Origin of the sequence: Leeuwenhoekiella sp. ZYFB001, assembly GCF_011784865.1 — a bacterium.
In the GTDB taxonomy this organism is placed as follows: Bacteria; Bacteroidota; Bacteroidia; order Flavobacteriales; family Flavobacteriaceae; genus Leeuwenhoekiella; species Leeuwenhoekiella palythoae.
This window is the reverse complement of record NZ_CP050460.1, coordinates 3,267,180-3,282,061: the sequence shown is the minus strand read 5'-3', so window position 1 is coordinate 3,282,061 and position 14,882 is coordinate 3,267,180. Positions and strand designations below refer to the sequence as shown.

The window sequence follows — 14,882 nt, the reverse complement described above, 5'->3', positions numbered from 1 at the left end:
AGTGCGTATATTGGTATTTTACAAGGAGAAAATTTAAGACTGCTTTCCCCGTTTTCTTATAGTGGTCTGTTGTTTTCTTTTTCTAAAATTAGAAAACCCCTAAACGGAATAATGAATTTAAAGCCCTCAGGCTAAAAAGAATTGGTATGTTAACCCCGCCCTATTTAAAAGAAGGAGATAAAGTTGGTATCGTGTGCACTGCTCGCAAGGCAGATCGCGAGGATCTCGAAAACGGAATTGCGCTATTGAAATCTTGCGGACTAGAACCTGTGCTGGGAAAAACCATTGGCGCTTCAGACAATCAATATGGTGGTACTGATGCTTTGCGCGCAGCAGATTTACAAGCGATGCTTGATGACGAAGAAATCAATGCGATCTGGTGTGCAAAAGGTGGTTATGGAACGGTGCGCATCATCGATGAGATCAATTTTTATAAATTCATTAAATACCCTAAATGGATCATTGGGTATAGTGATGTGACGGTGCTGCATTCCCAAATTCATAAATTGGGTTTTGAAACCATTCACGGAGTTATGCCTGTGGGAATTGCGCGAAATACTGCGGTTGCCAAACAAACTTTAGAGAATGCCTGGTCTGGCAAACCGGTACATTATCACATTGAAAGCGCTCCTTTAAACCGGTTGGGAACGGCCAAAGGCGAACTGGTAGGCGGAAATATCTCTATTTTATATTCGCTTTGCGGAAGCCACTCTGCCATAGATACGACCAACAAGATTTTGTTTCTTGAAGACCTGGATGAATATTTATACCACGTAGACCGAATGATGGTCAATTTAAAACGCAACGGCATGCTGCGGAATATACGCGGTTTGGTAGTAGGCGGGCTTACCAGTATGCACGACAACTCAACACCTTTTGGGAAAACCGCTAAAGAAATTGTAATGGATGCTGTTGCTGAATACGACTATCCGGTATGTTTTGATTTTCCGGCGGGGCATTTAAAAGATAACCGTGCGCTTATTTTGGGCCGAAGCGCTTCACTTGAGGTGAATGAGCGTGGTGCTAAACTCTATTTTGATCAATTGGAATAAGGCTTATGAATCATAACGAACTCGGGAAATGGGGTGAAGAATATGCTGCGAACTATCTCGAGAAAAAGGGTTATGAACTTTTAGAACGCAATTGGTTTTTCAACAAAGCTGAATTGGATATTATCGCGCTAAAAGACAATCAATTGATCGTTGTTGAAGTCAAAACACGCAACTCTGATTTTTTTGGCGATCCACAAGATTTTGTGACGCCGGCAAAGATCAAATTGCTGGTAAAAGCTGCCAATGAGTACATCATTTCAAACGATCTGGATCTTGAAGTTCGTTTTGACGTCATCGCCATTTTAAAAAATAAAACCCAAGAACAACTGGAGCATTTTGAAGATGCGTTTTATTATTTCTGAAACTTAAAAAGAGGAATCAAACTTGAATTGATTCCTCTTTTTTTAAAGTTATACTTCTGCAGTGTTTTGGTTTTAACCTATTCTGAAACCTGTTCTACCTTTTTAGGCATTAAAGGTCTTAGGATATCCAAAGCTTTTTCTACTGAAGAAACGCCGGCCGCGGTCAACAACAAGCGTAAACCTTTGCTGGTTTTTTTCTCTTTAAGCGTGACCTTGTTTGAATGGGTTTGTACAAACTGAAGCACTCTGGAAAACGCCGGACTTTGATAAAATTTAGACTGCTGATCAGCAATAAAGAACCCGATGAGTTTTTTGTTTTTCATCACCACTTTTTCCAGTCCGTAATGTGTAGCGATCCATTTAATACGCACCGAATTCAACAAGTCTTCGGCTTGTTTAGGCAGTTCTCCAAAACGGTCGATCAAACGCGCTTCAAAAGCTGCGAGTTCTTCTTCGGTTTTGAGGTTGTTCAATTCGGTATAGAGATTTAAACGCTCTGTGATATTGTTGATGTAATCATCTGGGAACAACAATGAAAAGTCAGAATCTATTACTGTGTCTTTAACGTATTCTTTGTTTTCGTCATCAACATTTTCGTGCGCATAGAGTTCTGCAAATTCATTTTCCTTCAGCTCTTCAATCGCTTCATTGAGGATTTTCTGGTAGGTGTCAAAACCTATTTCATTGATAAATCCGCTTTGCTCACCACCTAATAAATCTCCGGCGCCGCGTATTTCTAAATCTTTCATCGCAATATTGAAACCACTTCCCAAACTTGAGAACTGCTCTAAAGCCGTGATTCGTTTGCGCGCATCATCAGTCATCGCCGAAAGTGGTGGCGTGATGAAATAACAAAATGCTTTTTTGTTACTTCGGCCTACACGTCCGCGCATCTGGTGCAAGTCAGACAGACCAAAATTATTGGCGTTATTGATAAAAATCGTGTTGGCATTAGGCACATCGAGACCACTTTCTATAATGGTTGTAGAAACCAAAACATCAAAAGCGCCATCCATAAATTGCAGCATCAGTTCTTCAAGCTTTTTCCCGTCCATCTGCCCGTGACCGATAGCCACCTTAGCATCAGGAACCAGACGCTGAATCATTCCCGCAACTTCCTTAATATTTTGTAGCCTGTTGTGTATGAAGAATACCTGACCGCCACGCTGAATTTCATACGAGATCGCATCGCGTATCGTTTCTTCAGAAAGTCTGATGATGTGTGTTTCAATAGGGTAGCGGTTGGGCGGTGGTGTGGTGATCGTACTCAAATCACGCGCCGCCATCAAACTGAATTGCAGCGTACGTGGGATAGGCGTCGCCGTTAAGGTTAACGTATCAACATTTTCCTTAATGGTCTTCAGTTTATCTTTTACCGCAACACCAAATTTCTGTTCTTCATCAACGATCAGCAGCCCGAGATCTTTAAACTTTACATTTTTGTTGGTGAGTTGGTGTGTACCTATGATAATATCTAGACGACCATTTTCAAGACGTTCAAGCGTTTCTCTTTTTTCTTTCGCAGTGCGGAAACGGTTCAGGTAATCTACCGTGACCGGTAAATCTTTTAGTCGTTCACTGAAGGTTTTATGATGCTGAAAAGCCAAAATCGTGGTGGGCACAAGCACGGCAACCTGCTTCCCGTTATCCACAGCTTTAAATGCAGCTCTGATGGCAACTTCGGTCTTACCAAAACCTACATCTCCACAAACCAGACGATCCATCGGGCGCGGACTTTCCATATCGGCTTTTACGGCTTCGGTGGCGCTGCTTTGATCTGGCGTGTCTTCGTAAATAAAACTCGCTTCGAGTTCGTTTTGCAAATAGGTATCAGGGCCAAAAGCAAAGCCTTTTTCAAGACGGCGTTTGGCGTATAATTTAATGAGGTTAAAGGCGATTTCCTTAACCTTGGTTTTGGTCTTTTGTTTCAGCTTTTTCCAGGCAGCGCTTCCCAGTTTGTAGATCTGTGGTGGCTTCCCGTCTTTGCCGTTGTATTTGGTCACTTTATGCAGCGAGTGAATACTTAAATAAAGCACATCGCGCTCGCCATAAATAAGTTTTATAGCTTCTTGACGTTTTCCTTCTACTTCAATTTTCTGGAGTCCGCCAAATTTTCCGATCCCGTGATCAATATGCGTGATATAATCACCTACTTGAAGACTGGTCAATTCTTTAAGCGTGATCGCTTGTTTTTTGGCGTAGCCGTCTTTCAATTTAAACTTATGATAACGCTCAAAGATCTGATGGTCTGTGTAACACACCATTTTTAGATCGTCATCAATAAAACCGCGGTAAAGCGAGATAATAATGGTCTCGTATTGCTTTACGTTGAGGTCGGCATCATTAAAAATATCCTGAAAACGTTTGGCCTGTTGCTCGCTGGCGCAACAAATATAATTGGTATAACCGGCCTCGTGATTTTCATTTAGATTTTCGATAAGCAAATTGAATTGCTTGTTAAATGCCGGTTGCGGCTGCTGGTTGAAATTGATGCTTACGGAAGCTTTATAGCTCGGTAAGGATAAGCCTTCACTCACCCGCACCAGCGTAAAATCCAGAAGTTGTTTTTTGATGCTTGTAGCGTCACAAAATAACTCTGAAGGTTTATGTCTTTTTATCTCACTGTCTAGCTTCTGAAATGCTTCTTCTGCTTTGCTAAAATTGGTATCGATACGTGTAGCCAATTGCTCAATATCCTGAGTAAAAATCACCGTATCTGCAGCAATATATTTTAAGAAGCTTTCCCGGGTTTCCTGAAGCGCCTTGTTTTCTACATTAGGCATCAGGCTTATTTTGTTGATCTTATCAACAGAAAGCTGTGATTCTACATCAAACGTCCGGATGCTGTCTACCTCATCGCCAAAAAACTCAATACGATAAGGCTGATCGTGTGAAAAAGAAAACACATCAATAATTCCCCCACGTACCGAAAATTCGCCGGGTTCGGTCACAAAATCAACACGCTTAAACTTATACTCAAAGAGCATTTCATTAACAAAATCCAGCGAGAGATTATCGTTGACTTTTACCTTGAGTGTGCTTTTATCAAGTTCCTTTCGGGTGACTACTTTTTCAAAAAGCGCATCAGGATAGGTGACAATAAGCGCCGGTTTTTTACGGCTGTTGATGCGGTTAAGCACTTCGGCACGCAATAAAACATTGGCATTATCGGTCTCTTCAATTTGATAAGGTCTGCGGTAACTTCCGGGATAAAACAGCACGTGATCCTCTTTGACCAATTGCTCCAGATCGTTAAGAATATACGCCGCTTCTTCCTTATCATTTAGAATAACCAGAAAAGGCTTATCTGCAGTTTTAAAACTTTCGGCAATAGTTATAGAAAGCGACGAACCTATGAGTCCGTCGAGATTGATTCTATTTTGAGAGACGGCAATAGCGTTCCCGAGTTCTTGCAGTTGTGCAGACTCTAAAAAAGGCTTGGTGATCGTGGTTTTACCCATAGGTGGGCAAAGATACTGCGGAAAACTTGGTTTCAAAACAGCTTTTGAGATTTAGCATTTTGGTAACAAAAATGCTTTTGGCAAACGCATAACAGGGATTTACAATTTCACTAACATAAAACCCACGCACTCCCCTGTATCTTTATAAAAATTCAATATTATGGCGATAGCGCACTACGATCTTTTTGTAATTGGTACTGGTAATGCTGGCAAACACGTGGCTTATGACGCAGTTGAAGCGGGCTTAAATGTTGCGATTGCAGACAATCGGGAATTTGGCGGAACTTGTGCTAACAGAGGTTGTGATCCCAAAAAGGTCTTAGTAGGCCTCACCGAAATCATCGAGCGCAGCCAAAATTTAAAAGGAAAAGGAATAAAAGAGCTTCCTGAGGTAAGTTGGTCTGATCTGATGGAATTCAAAAAAACATTTACCGGAGCCGTACCGTTCACTACGGAAGAAAAGCTCAAAGACCAAGGGATTACGTTGTACCATCAATCCCCAAAGTTTTTAGATGAAAATACTTTGTCTGTGGAGGGGAAGACTGTTACCGCCGATAAAATTGTGATCGCTACCGGAAATACTGCGTTGAATTTGAATATTCCGGGAGACGAACTTGCACAAATTAGTGATGACTTTCTTGAGCTTGAAGCACTGCCCGAAAGTATAATTTTTATAGGGGCAGGTTATATCGGGATGGAATTTGCCCATATTGCTGCACGCTGCGGGGTAGATGTTACCATTGTTGATGTGAATGGGCGTATACTGTCTAATTTTGACGAAGACTTAGCGCTTCAACTTCAAAAAAAATCGGAAGAACTTGGCATTAAATTCCTTTTTAACGCCGAAGCAAAAGCGATCGAAAAACTGCGTAAAAACTATAGATTAACGGTAGATCACAACGGAAATTCAGAAGAATTAAAAGCCGAATTGATCTTTAATACTGCGGGTCGCGTCCCAGCCGTAGATGAACTCGATCTGGATAAAGGCAATGTTGTGTTTTCAAAAAAAGGGGTTGCCGTAAATGCATTTATGCAAAGCACGACCAATCCTTCGGTTTATGCTTGCGGTGATGTTTCAGACACAAGTAATTTGCCCTTGACTCCGGTAGCGCATCAAGAAGCCTACTATGTCTCCAAAAACATTTTAAATGGAAACAGCGCAGAAGTCAATGTGCCTGCAACACCTTCCGCAGTTTTTACTATTCCGCAATTGGCGAGTGTGGGACTCACGGAGCAAGAGGCTCAAGAGCAAGGCTATGATTTTATAGTCAAAACCGCTTCTGCTGAAGATTGGTATAATGCCAAGCGCTTGAATGAAACACATTATGCGTATAAAACGCTAATTGATAAGCAAAGCGGTCAACTTTTAGGTGCACATCTACTAAGCAGCGAAGCTGCGGAAACCATCAATTTATTTATGATGGCGATGCACAGTAAGCTTGAGGTAAACACGTTAAAAGGAATGGTTTTTAGTTATCCCAGTTGGGCAAACGATATAAAATCGATGCTTTAAGAATTTAACCGCTGCTTGAGTTTAATAAACGGATTGGTTGCTCGATTGCGATAGCCGTGTAATCCTGCAGTAACAACAAGCAAAAGACAGCCCGCCAAAGCGAAAAAAGCAACACTTTCTAAGCCTTCCTTATGCCGTATAAAAATAGCAAAAAGCGCCCAGGCACCCACCATTGCAAACTCACGCATATTACGCAGATTTGTGATCAATAAATTGATGTAAACCGCGATCGTAATTAAAAGCATCGTAAAAATGATTTGTGTTAACTGGCTTCCGGCAAATCCCAGCTTGACCAAAAACGCCGAAATATTTGCAATAGTTGCCACAGCGATCCAACCGCTGTAAATACAAACGGGCCACCATACAAAAGCGATGATCTCGATAGGTGCATCCCAGCGCTCCATATTGGTTCTAAAAACGATTTTTAAAAGCGAGATCAACATCCCGATGATGATTAAAACCGAAAGCCAGACGTAGTCATAGGTAAAAGCAACCACCCATGCCGTATTTAAAAAGTTGGTTAGCGCAAACCAATAACCGGTTTGCTCAATATGCGGTGTTTCTTTTTTACTGAAAAATGCGCGTTTAATTCCGAAAAGGGCATAGGCTATCAGTCCTAAAAAAATCACACCCCAAATCGCAAAAGCATAGCCGGCAGGCGTGAAGAGGTTATCGTATTTAGCGCTCATCTCGCCAATGGTCGTATTGTTCCAGCGTTGTGTTTGAGAAAGATAATTGACTACAACGGCGGTAATCACAGATACCAAATTGATTAGGGCTAATTTTTTTTTCATTGAATGGGGATTACCTCATTTTTAGTTATTGCAAAAACTTGATTTCCCGGTTGAGGTTCGAGATAATAGTTTCCAGTAAAGGTACCAAACGCAGGTAAAATCAATTGATTTTCAGTCTTAAAGAAACACGAAAGTTTAAGCGCTTGTCGGCCAATTCCGCCCAACCGAATTCCGGGATGTATGTGTCCGCAAAAATTGAAAAAGCCTTTACGCTCCTCCGGGTGATGCGTCAACAAAAAACCATTCGATTGAAATTCACTGTAAATATCAATATTCAGATTTTCATATTTGACAGGTGAAATGATATCGTGATTCCCGGCGATGAGGATTAAGGTTTCTTCACGAGACTGCACCCATTTTTCAAAAAGTTTCCATTCGGTATTTAAGCTGCTGTGAAAGAGATCACCCAAAAAACAAATAGACTGCGCCTGATAATAATCGGCCACGCGCGTGAGCTGGTCAAAATTGGCAGCAACCGCTCTAAGTGGCACTGCGCTCCCGTGTTTTCTAAAATGCGAAACCTTCCCAAGATGTACATCAGCGATCAACAGCATGCGCTTCTCATGCCAAAGCATTCCTCCCGAAGGATGCATCGTAAATGTGTTATTCTGTATACTGATCTCTTGCGTCATTGCTTGACAAATTTCAAGTTTTCTTGATCAAATGGCTGTTTATAAAAACAAAAAATCTGCTCTTGATGAGCAGATTTTTCTAATCGTTCTAAAATGAAATATTTTAATTCATTTGATAATTAAGCATCCAAGTTACGCCGAATTGATCGCGCAATCTTCCGTAATACGCATTCCAGCTGGTTTCTTGCAATTGAGTTACAACTTGTCCGCCGGCAGAAAGTTTTTGAAATAATTCATCGGTTTCTTCCTTACTCTCTAAATCCACACTTAATTGCACCTGATTTCCTTCGGTAAGTGGCGTGTCTGGTGCCGCGTCATACGCCATAATATGAATTCCTTTTCCTTCTAATTCGGCATGCTGCAATTTGTTGCGATAATCTCCGGGAATATCAATTTCTTTGCCTTCATAGGTGTCTTTATTTTTGATCTGACCGCCAAAGCAGTTCTGATAAAAATTTAAGGCTTCCTGACAATTTCCTCTAAAGGTCAAATACGGTTGTACACTTTTCATAACTTTATTTTTTTGGTTTTCCGCAAAGCGGAAAGGATTAGTTTTCTTTATTTTAAAGATACGGGAAAGGACTAGTGTTTACAGGCTGTAAGCTGTTATTTTAGGCTTAAGGAAAGACTAAAGTTTGTTAAGATTGAAAAGGTGAAGCTAGTATTTATCAAGATACTTCAGCATATTTTTAATGCGATCTTCAAGTTTCTCGCTGCTTAGTTTTTCACGAAGGCGATCGGTAATGATCGGGAACGAAAATGGGGTTGCTTTTTTACAGTTTCTGACTACAATCTCTAGTTGTTCAATTCGCTCAAGAGCGATGCGTAAACGGCCTTCTTCCAATTGATGTTCAAAAGTCTCGCGATAGGCTTGTTGAAACAAGAGATTCTCCGGTTCATAATCTCTGAATACTTCAAACAACAACTGACTGTTGCTTTGCAAATGTTTGTTTTTAATGATTTTCCCCGGAAATCCAGTAAAAACCATACCGCTAATCACCGCAATATCTCTGAATTTACGCCGTGCCATTTCTGTGCTGTTTAAGCTTTTTTGCAAGTCTTCAAATAAATAAGCTGAAGTGAACAAGTCATTGTCGAGCACTTGCTGCATGTCTATTTGTTGATCAGAAAGAATTTCAAAACCATAATCGTTAAAAGCGATGCTGAAGGTAATTGGCGACAGTAAACTAATGCGATAGGCGAGCAAACTGCCCAAAGCCTCGTGCACAAAACGCCCTTCAAACGGATAAAAAATATGGTGATAGCCTTCCCGACTTTTAAAGGTTTCGATCAAAAATTGGTCGTCAGTCGGTACGATAGATTCTACGCGTTGCCGCGCAAAAATATCTTTGAGGGCTTGCAGTTCGCGCGTTTGTTGTTCAAAGGGAAGATTTGCCGAGTACAGCTCTTCGCGCAGTAATTCGCTCATTTGTGCAGATAATGTGAGTCGGCCGCCCATCCAACTCACCACGCGCGCTTGTTTTTTGGTTTTAGCTTTTTTGACCAAAACCTGCATTCCTTTAATGCGGTAGAGTTCGAGATTTCTTCCAGCAAACGTAAAGACGTCGCCGGGCTTCAGTTTAGAAATAAACCACTCTTCAACCGTACCAATATAACCTCCTTTTAAATATTTAACCTGAAGCGCCGCATCGCCAACAATGGTGCCAATTTGTAGACGGTGGCGCATCGCTACCGATCTGCTGTTTACTTTGAACTTTCCGTCTTCTTCGATCTCAATTTTTTTATACTCATCATAGGCTTGCAACGACTGACTGCCCTTTGTGATGAAATTTAAGATCCAACTCCATTGCTCGTCTGACATCGCCTGAAAGCAGAAGGTTTGCTTGACTTCCTGATAAATTTCCGCAGGATAAAAACCGTCTGAAACCGCTAAAGTTGTCAAATATTGAATCAACACATCAAAGCTCAATAAATACGGAATACGATCTTCTACCACTTGATTGATCGCCGCCTTGCCTAGTGCCGAAGCTTCGATCAACTCGATGGCGTGCGTGGGTAAAAAGTAGATCACACTTTCTTTACCGGGTTGGTGACCGCTACGTCCTGCACGTTGTAAAAAGCGCGCAACCCCTTTTGGCCCGCCAATTTGGATAATGCTTTCCACCGGAGCAAAATCAACGCCCAGATCCAAGCTCGAAGTACAGATCACGGCTTTAAGGCTTTCGTTGCGAATGGCTTCTTCTACCCATAATCGTGTTTCTTTATTGATGCTGCCGTGATGCATCGCCATCTCACCGGCAAATTCGGGATGTTTATGCATCAACCTTTGAAACCACAACTCACATTGCGCCCGCGTGTTGGTAAAAAGCAAAGTGGTTTTGCTGTTATTGATGATAGGAACCACCTCTTCAAGCAAATGCAAACCCATATGCCCACGCCACGGAAATTTTTCCATAGTTTCCGGGATGATGCTTTCTACTTTGTAGGTTTTTCCAAGATTGGCTTTGATTAATGCGGAATTTTTAAATGCTTGAGATTCGGGTCCCAAAAGCACCTCGCGTGCCTGTTTGAGATTTCCTATGGTCGCCGAAACACCCCAAATACGCAACTGCGGCGCGATCGTTTTGAGGCGAGACAAACCGAGCTCTACTTGCACACCGCGTTTGCTTCCTAAAAGTTCGTGCCACTCATCAATAACGATAGCAGTCGTATTCTTAAAAACCTTGTCATATCCTTTTGAAGTCAGCAATAGCTGAAGACTTTCTGGAGTGGTAACTAGCAAGTCTGGCATTTTCTTTTTTTGCTTTGCACGTTCGGCTTGAGGCGTGTCGCCGGTGCGAATGCCAACCGTTAGTTGGGTTTCCAAACCATCAGCAAAACGTTGGGCTGCTTGTGCAATTTCAACAGAAAGCGCTCGAAGAGGTGTGATCCAAATCGCTTTTAGACCGGGCTTGTGTTTGGTTTTATAATCGGGATTGTTTTTGATGTAATCCAATACGAAGGCTACCCATAAGGCATATGTTTTTCCACTTCCCGTAGGCGCATTCAGCAATCCATTTTTACCTTCTAAAAATGCATTCCAAGTTTCTTCCTGAAAGGCAAAAGGTTTCCAGCCTTGATCCTTAAACCAAGAATGAGCGAGTTTATGAAGTTGTTTGTGGGTCATTCTGCTTTCTCAGGCTTTGGGATCAATTGTTTTAAATCTTCAAGGGTATTGGCATCCTCAATTTTTTTATCCTTCCGCCAGCGCAGCATTCTTGGAAAACGGGTTGCAACTCCACTTTTATGACGTTTAGAAGGGGCGATGCCTTCAAAAGCGATCTCAAAAACGTGATACGGAGTCACGCTACGTACAGGACCAAAACGCTCTAAAGTATTCTTTTTGATCCACGCATCGAGACTGCGAAATTCTTTATCAGTAAGGCCGGAATAAGCTTTGGCAAACGTAACAAGTTCTTCTTTTTCCTCGTCCCAAAGTCCAAAAGTGTAGTCGGTAAATAAATTGCTGCGGCGGCCGTGCCCGCGCATCGCATAGGTGAGTACAGCGTCAATGGTAAGCGGTTCAACCTTCCATTTCCACCAGTCTCCTTTTTTACGTCCTACCAGGTAGGGCGAATCTTTACGCTTCAGCATTAAACCTTCAGACATGACTTCGCGGCTGCGTTCGCGTTCTTGAGCAGCAGCGTCCCAGCTATCAAATTCCATGGTTTCAGAAAGATGCAGGGGTAGTGATTCAGTTGTTACTTCAGTATATAATTTTTCAAGGATTTTGCGCCTTTCGGCGAAAGCCAGATCGCGAATGTCTTTGTCTTTCCATTCTAAAATATCGTAAGCTTTGAGGATTACCGGCGTTTTTTTGAGCAATGCTTTAGAAACATTTTTACGACCAATACGCGTTTGTAAATCATTAAAGGTGCCGATTACCCCATTTTTAAACGGAAGAATTTCGCCATCCAAAACGGTTCCGTTAGGTAAGGCTTCGACCAAAGCCTCAAACTCGGGATATTTATCGGTAACCAATTCTTCACCGCGACTCCATACAAAGAGTTCGTTGTCTCGAATGATCACTTGCGAGCGAATGCCGTCCCATTTATGTTCTGCAAGCCAATCAGAAACTTCGCCCAGATCTTCAGGTTCATCTTCAATCGCATAAGCTAGGTAAAACGGATACGGTTTGCTGAGGTAATCTGCTTTGTTTTCCTCTAAAATAAGCTCTTGAAAACTTATGGTTTTGGGATCCCAGTTTCCCATAAGTTTATAGGCCAAAATATCAACATCAATACCGGTAGCCTTTGCAAGCGCGCGTGTCATCAATTTCTGACTTACACCAATGCGAAAACTACCTGTAATGAGTTTGCTAAATACAAAACGCTCATAATAGTTGAGGTCGGTCCAGTTTGATCGCAGGTACGCTCGTTTTTCTTCTTCTGGTTTTTTCTTGAGGGCTAAAATTTCTTCTAAAAACTGCGTGAGGCTTTTATCGGTGCTTTCTTCTGAAGCAGGAATGACCAAAGCGATCGTCTCAGCGAGATCGCCCACAATGTGATAGCTTTCTTCAAACAACCACAACGGAATGTTTGCAAGCTCTGAAGCCCAAGTGCGCAGTAAGGTTGTATTTACCGGTCGGGGAGGCCTGCGGTGTGAAAGTATCGCGATCGTCCATACTTTATCCTGCGGCGGAGCCACTTTAAAATATTCGGTGAGGGCATCAACCTTGATGTTGGTTTTGTTGGTGCTGTCTATCTTTTTAATAAGTTGGGCAAATGCTCTCATTCCTGTTCTTTTTCAGTTTCCTCTCCTAATTCGCCTTCATATTGTGTCGCTTCGGTGCGTGCGTCATAACCTTGCTCCAGCAAATACCGTGTGAAAATATCGGTATAGCCGTGCGTGCTGATGATCTTTTCGGCACCAGTGGCTTCAATACTTTCTAGTAAACCTTGCCAGTCGCAATGATCGCTAAGGACAAAACCTTTATCGATCGCCCGACGCCTTCTGGCTCCTCTAAAGGTCATCCAACCACTAGCTGAAGCGGTGACATAGGGCACCATTTTACGAATCCACGTGCTGCCATGTGCGCTGGGCGGAGCAACCACAATATTTCCCAAAAGTTCTTCTTTTTTGGTCTCGCGGGTGACGCGCGTGGTTTCTGGCATCGGGCTGAGCGGCCGTATCACTTCCGTCATATTTTCAATAGCACCATGCGTGTAAATTTTACCGATATCTGTATCCAGATACCGCAACAACCGCTGTGCTTTACCCAGAGAATAGCCAAAAATCACTGAGGTTTTACCTTCAGCTTTATTAGCTGACCACCAGGTGTTGATGTCGTTAAACACTTCGCTTTGCGGCCGCCATTTAAAAGCAGGAAGTCCAAAGGTACATTCGGTAATAAAGGTGTGGCATTTAACAGGTTCGTACGGAGTGGCGACGCCGTCATCTTCGGTTTTATAATCGCCTGTAAATACCCAGACTTCGCCTTTATGTTCTACGCGAATTTGCGAACTGCCAATAATATGACCTGCAGGATGCAAACTGAATTTAACATTTTTAATCGTAAAGGTTTCGCCCCATTCCTTACCGGTTACGTTGATTTCGCCCAACCTGTGTTTGATTATGGGCACATTGATGTGGTGCGTGATGTAAGCCTTGTGACCCCAGCGACTATGATCTGCGTGACCGTGTGAAATAATGGCTTTGTCAACCAGTTTCCAGGGGTCGAGATACACATCTGCGGCGGCGCAATAAATGCCTTTGTCATTAAATTGAAGAAGTGGCGCTTTAATGGTTTGTTGGTTTTTAAAGGATTCAAACGATTGAATTTTAAAGGTATAAAGTAAGCCTGTAAGGCATAAACCGATTAAGAAAACATTAGCAGGATTTAGCAAAGCTTAGGCTTTTGGGGAGCTGTGACGGTTTTTTGGTTATCCGTTTCGGACAGAGATAAACTGAATTTTAAATTTTAATAAGCGGCTTAAATAATTATCTTTGACCACTTAAAAATTAAACCATGTCTTTTACAGATTTATTTGATAGTGGCGAGCATAGACGTAACCTTGGGCATTTTGCAGCAATTGCAAATATGGCTACGGTAGACGGAGAGTTGAATGCCGAAGAAATTAAACTTTTAAAGCGTTTTGCTGTAAAACTCGATATTGACGAGACTGAGTATGTTGATATTGTAGAAAATGCACGCAGATATCCTATCAATCCTCCTAACAATTCAGAAAAGCGTTTAGAGCGCTTGCACGATTTGTTCAGAATGATCTTTGTAGATCATACGATTGATGATCACGAGCGTTTTTTAATTGAAAAATATGCGATAGGCCTAGGCTTTAGCGCTGAACGTGCAAAACAGTTGATAGAGCATTCTATTCAGATTTTTCAAGGTGGAATTGACTTTGACGATTACCTATATCTTTTAGATAAGAAATAGGTTTAGCATATAAAATTTGCAATGCCCGCTTTAGTCCTTCTAGAGCGGGCATTTTGATTTTTTAGAATTGTAAGGAAGTATAAACTTTCAGAAACCTTTTAAAGGTACTTTCTCTGGGCAGCACACAAATATTTTATCGTGATTCTAGGGTAAAACGTATATTTAGCTAGAAAACCTATTACTATGCAAGCAACCATTCGCAAAGCCGAAGCCGATGATATGGCACAGGTACTACGCCTTATTAAAGAACTGGCAGTTTATGAAAAAGAGCCTGATGCTGTTGAGGTAACGGTAGATGATCTTATCGCGTACGGTACAGGGAACAATGCCGATTTTACCTGCTTTGTTGCAGAACGAGACACGGAGATCCTTGGTATTGCGCTGGTTTATTATCGTTTTTCTACTTGGAAGGGACGCACCGTACATCTTGAAGATCTCATCGTACGCGAGCAGTATCGTGGCGAAGGTTTAGGGATGGCGTTGTATACCGAAGTGATCAAATACACGTACGAGCTGGGTCTAAAACGCGTAGAATGGGTGGTTCTTGATTGGAATACTTCGGCGGTTGATTTTTATGAAGCTTCAGGAGCAAACGTGATGAAAGAATGGAACACAGTGCAAATGGATACTGAAGCAATGAAAGCATTTCTAAGCAAAAAAGGATTGGCATAACT

Annotated in this window: 12 protein-coding genes; 5 read left to right on the top strand and 7 right to left on the bottom strand. The window is 42.0% G+C overall.

What is annotated here, in order from left to right; all coding sequences use genetic code 11:
- Nucleotides 1-146 precede the first annotated feature (146 nt).
- A complete protein-coding gene (locus HCN54_RS14030) occupies nucleotides 147-1,052 on the top strand; it encodes an LD-carboxypeptidase (RefSeq protein WP_167598275.1) in 906 nt (301 codons plus the stop codon).
- 5 nt (nucleotides 1,053-1,057) lie between these two features.
- Nucleotides 1,058-1,414, top strand: a complete 357-nt coding sequence (locus HCN54_RS14025; RefSeq protein ID WP_167598274.1) for a YraN family protein — start codon at nucleotides 1,058-1,060, stop codon at nucleotides 1,412-1,414.
- A gap of 77 nt (nucleotides 1,415-1,491) precedes the next feature.
- Here HCN54_RS14025 and mfd read toward each other — a convergent pair whose 3' ends face one another.
- Entirely contained in the window at nucleotides 1,492-4,875 is a 3,384-nt protein-coding gene (gene mfd / locus HCN54_RS14020; RefSeq protein ID WP_167598924.1) for a transcription-repair coupling factor, read from the bottom strand.
- A gap of 160 nt (nucleotides 4,876-5,035) precedes the next feature.
- Between mfd and HCN54_RS14015 the strand changes: the two genes are divergently transcribed.
- A complete protein-coding gene (locus HCN54_RS14015) occupies nucleotides 5,036-6,388 on the top strand; it encodes a dihydrolipoyl dehydrogenase family protein (RefSeq protein WP_167598273.1) in 1,353 nt (450 codons plus the stop codon).
- Here the strand turns inward: HCN54_RS14015 and HCN54_RS14010 are convergent.
- From HCN54_RS14010 to HCN54_RS13985, 6 genes are all read right to left on the bottom strand, one after another.
- Nucleotides 6,385-7,182, bottom strand: coding sequence for a tryptophan-rich sensory protein (locus tag HCN54_RS14010; RefSeq protein ID WP_167598272.1), 798 nt, complete (start codon nucleotides 7,180-7,182; stop codon nucleotides 6,385-6,387). The two genes, HCN54_RS14015 and HCN54_RS14010, sit on opposite strands and share 4 nt — an antisense overlap.
- The gene (gene pdeM, locus HCN54_RS14005; protein ID WP_167598271.1) at nucleotides 7,179-7,814 is read right to left on the bottom strand and encodes a ligase-associated DNA damage response endonuclease PdeM; all 636 of its coding nucleotides are present in this window, start codon (nucleotides 7,812-7,814) and stop codon (nucleotides 7,179-7,181) included. The genes HCN54_RS14010 and pdeM overlap by 4 nt, the downstream gene beginning before the upstream one ends.
- Before the next feature lie 103 nt (nucleotides 7,815-7,917).
- Entirely contained in the window at nucleotides 7,918-8,325 is a 408-nt protein-coding gene (locus HCN54_RS14000) for a VOC family protein (protein WP_167598270.1), read from the bottom strand.
- A 147-nt stretch (nucleotides 8,326-8,472) separates the two neighbouring features.
- Nucleotides 8,473-10,941 carry a ligase-associated DNA damage response DEXH box helicase gene (locus HCN54_RS13995; protein WP_167598269.1) on the bottom strand — a complete coding sequence of 823 codons (2,469 nt, stop codon included), beginning with the start codon at nucleotides 10,939-10,941 and terminating at the stop codon, nucleotides 8,473-8,475.
- Nucleotides 10,938-12,548 carry an ATP-dependent DNA ligase gene (locus HCN54_RS13990; protein WP_167598268.1) on the bottom strand — a complete coding sequence of 537 codons (1,611 nt, stop codon included), beginning with the start codon at nucleotides 12,546-12,548 and terminating at the stop codon, nucleotides 10,938-10,940. Before HCN54_RS13990 ends, HCN54_RS13995 begins: the two co-directional genes overlap by 4 nt.
- Complete coding sequence (locus HCN54_RS13985) at nucleotides 12,545-13,558, bottom strand: ligase-associated DNA damage response exonuclease (protein WP_167598923.1); 1,014 nt, start codon at nucleotides 13,556-13,558, stop codon at nucleotides 12,545-12,547. Before HCN54_RS13985 ends, HCN54_RS13990 begins: the two co-directional genes overlap by 4 nt.
- A gap of 224 nt (nucleotides 13,559-13,782) precedes the next feature.
- On the opposite strand from HCN54_RS13985, the gene HCN54_RS13980 reads away from it, so the two are divergent.
- Nucleotides 13,783-14,208, top strand: coding sequence for a TerB family tellurite resistance protein (locus HCN54_RS13980; RefSeq protein WP_167598267.1), 426 nt, complete (start codon nucleotides 13,783-13,785; stop codon nucleotides 14,206-14,208).
- 183 nt (nucleotides 14,209-14,391) lie between these two features.
- Nucleotides 14,392-14,880, top strand: a complete 489-nt coding sequence (locus tag HCN54_RS13975) for a GNAT family N-acetyltransferase (protein WP_167598266.1) — start codon at nucleotides 14,392-14,394, stop codon at nucleotides 14,878-14,880.
- Nucleotides 14,881-14,882: the final 2 nt, after the last annotated feature.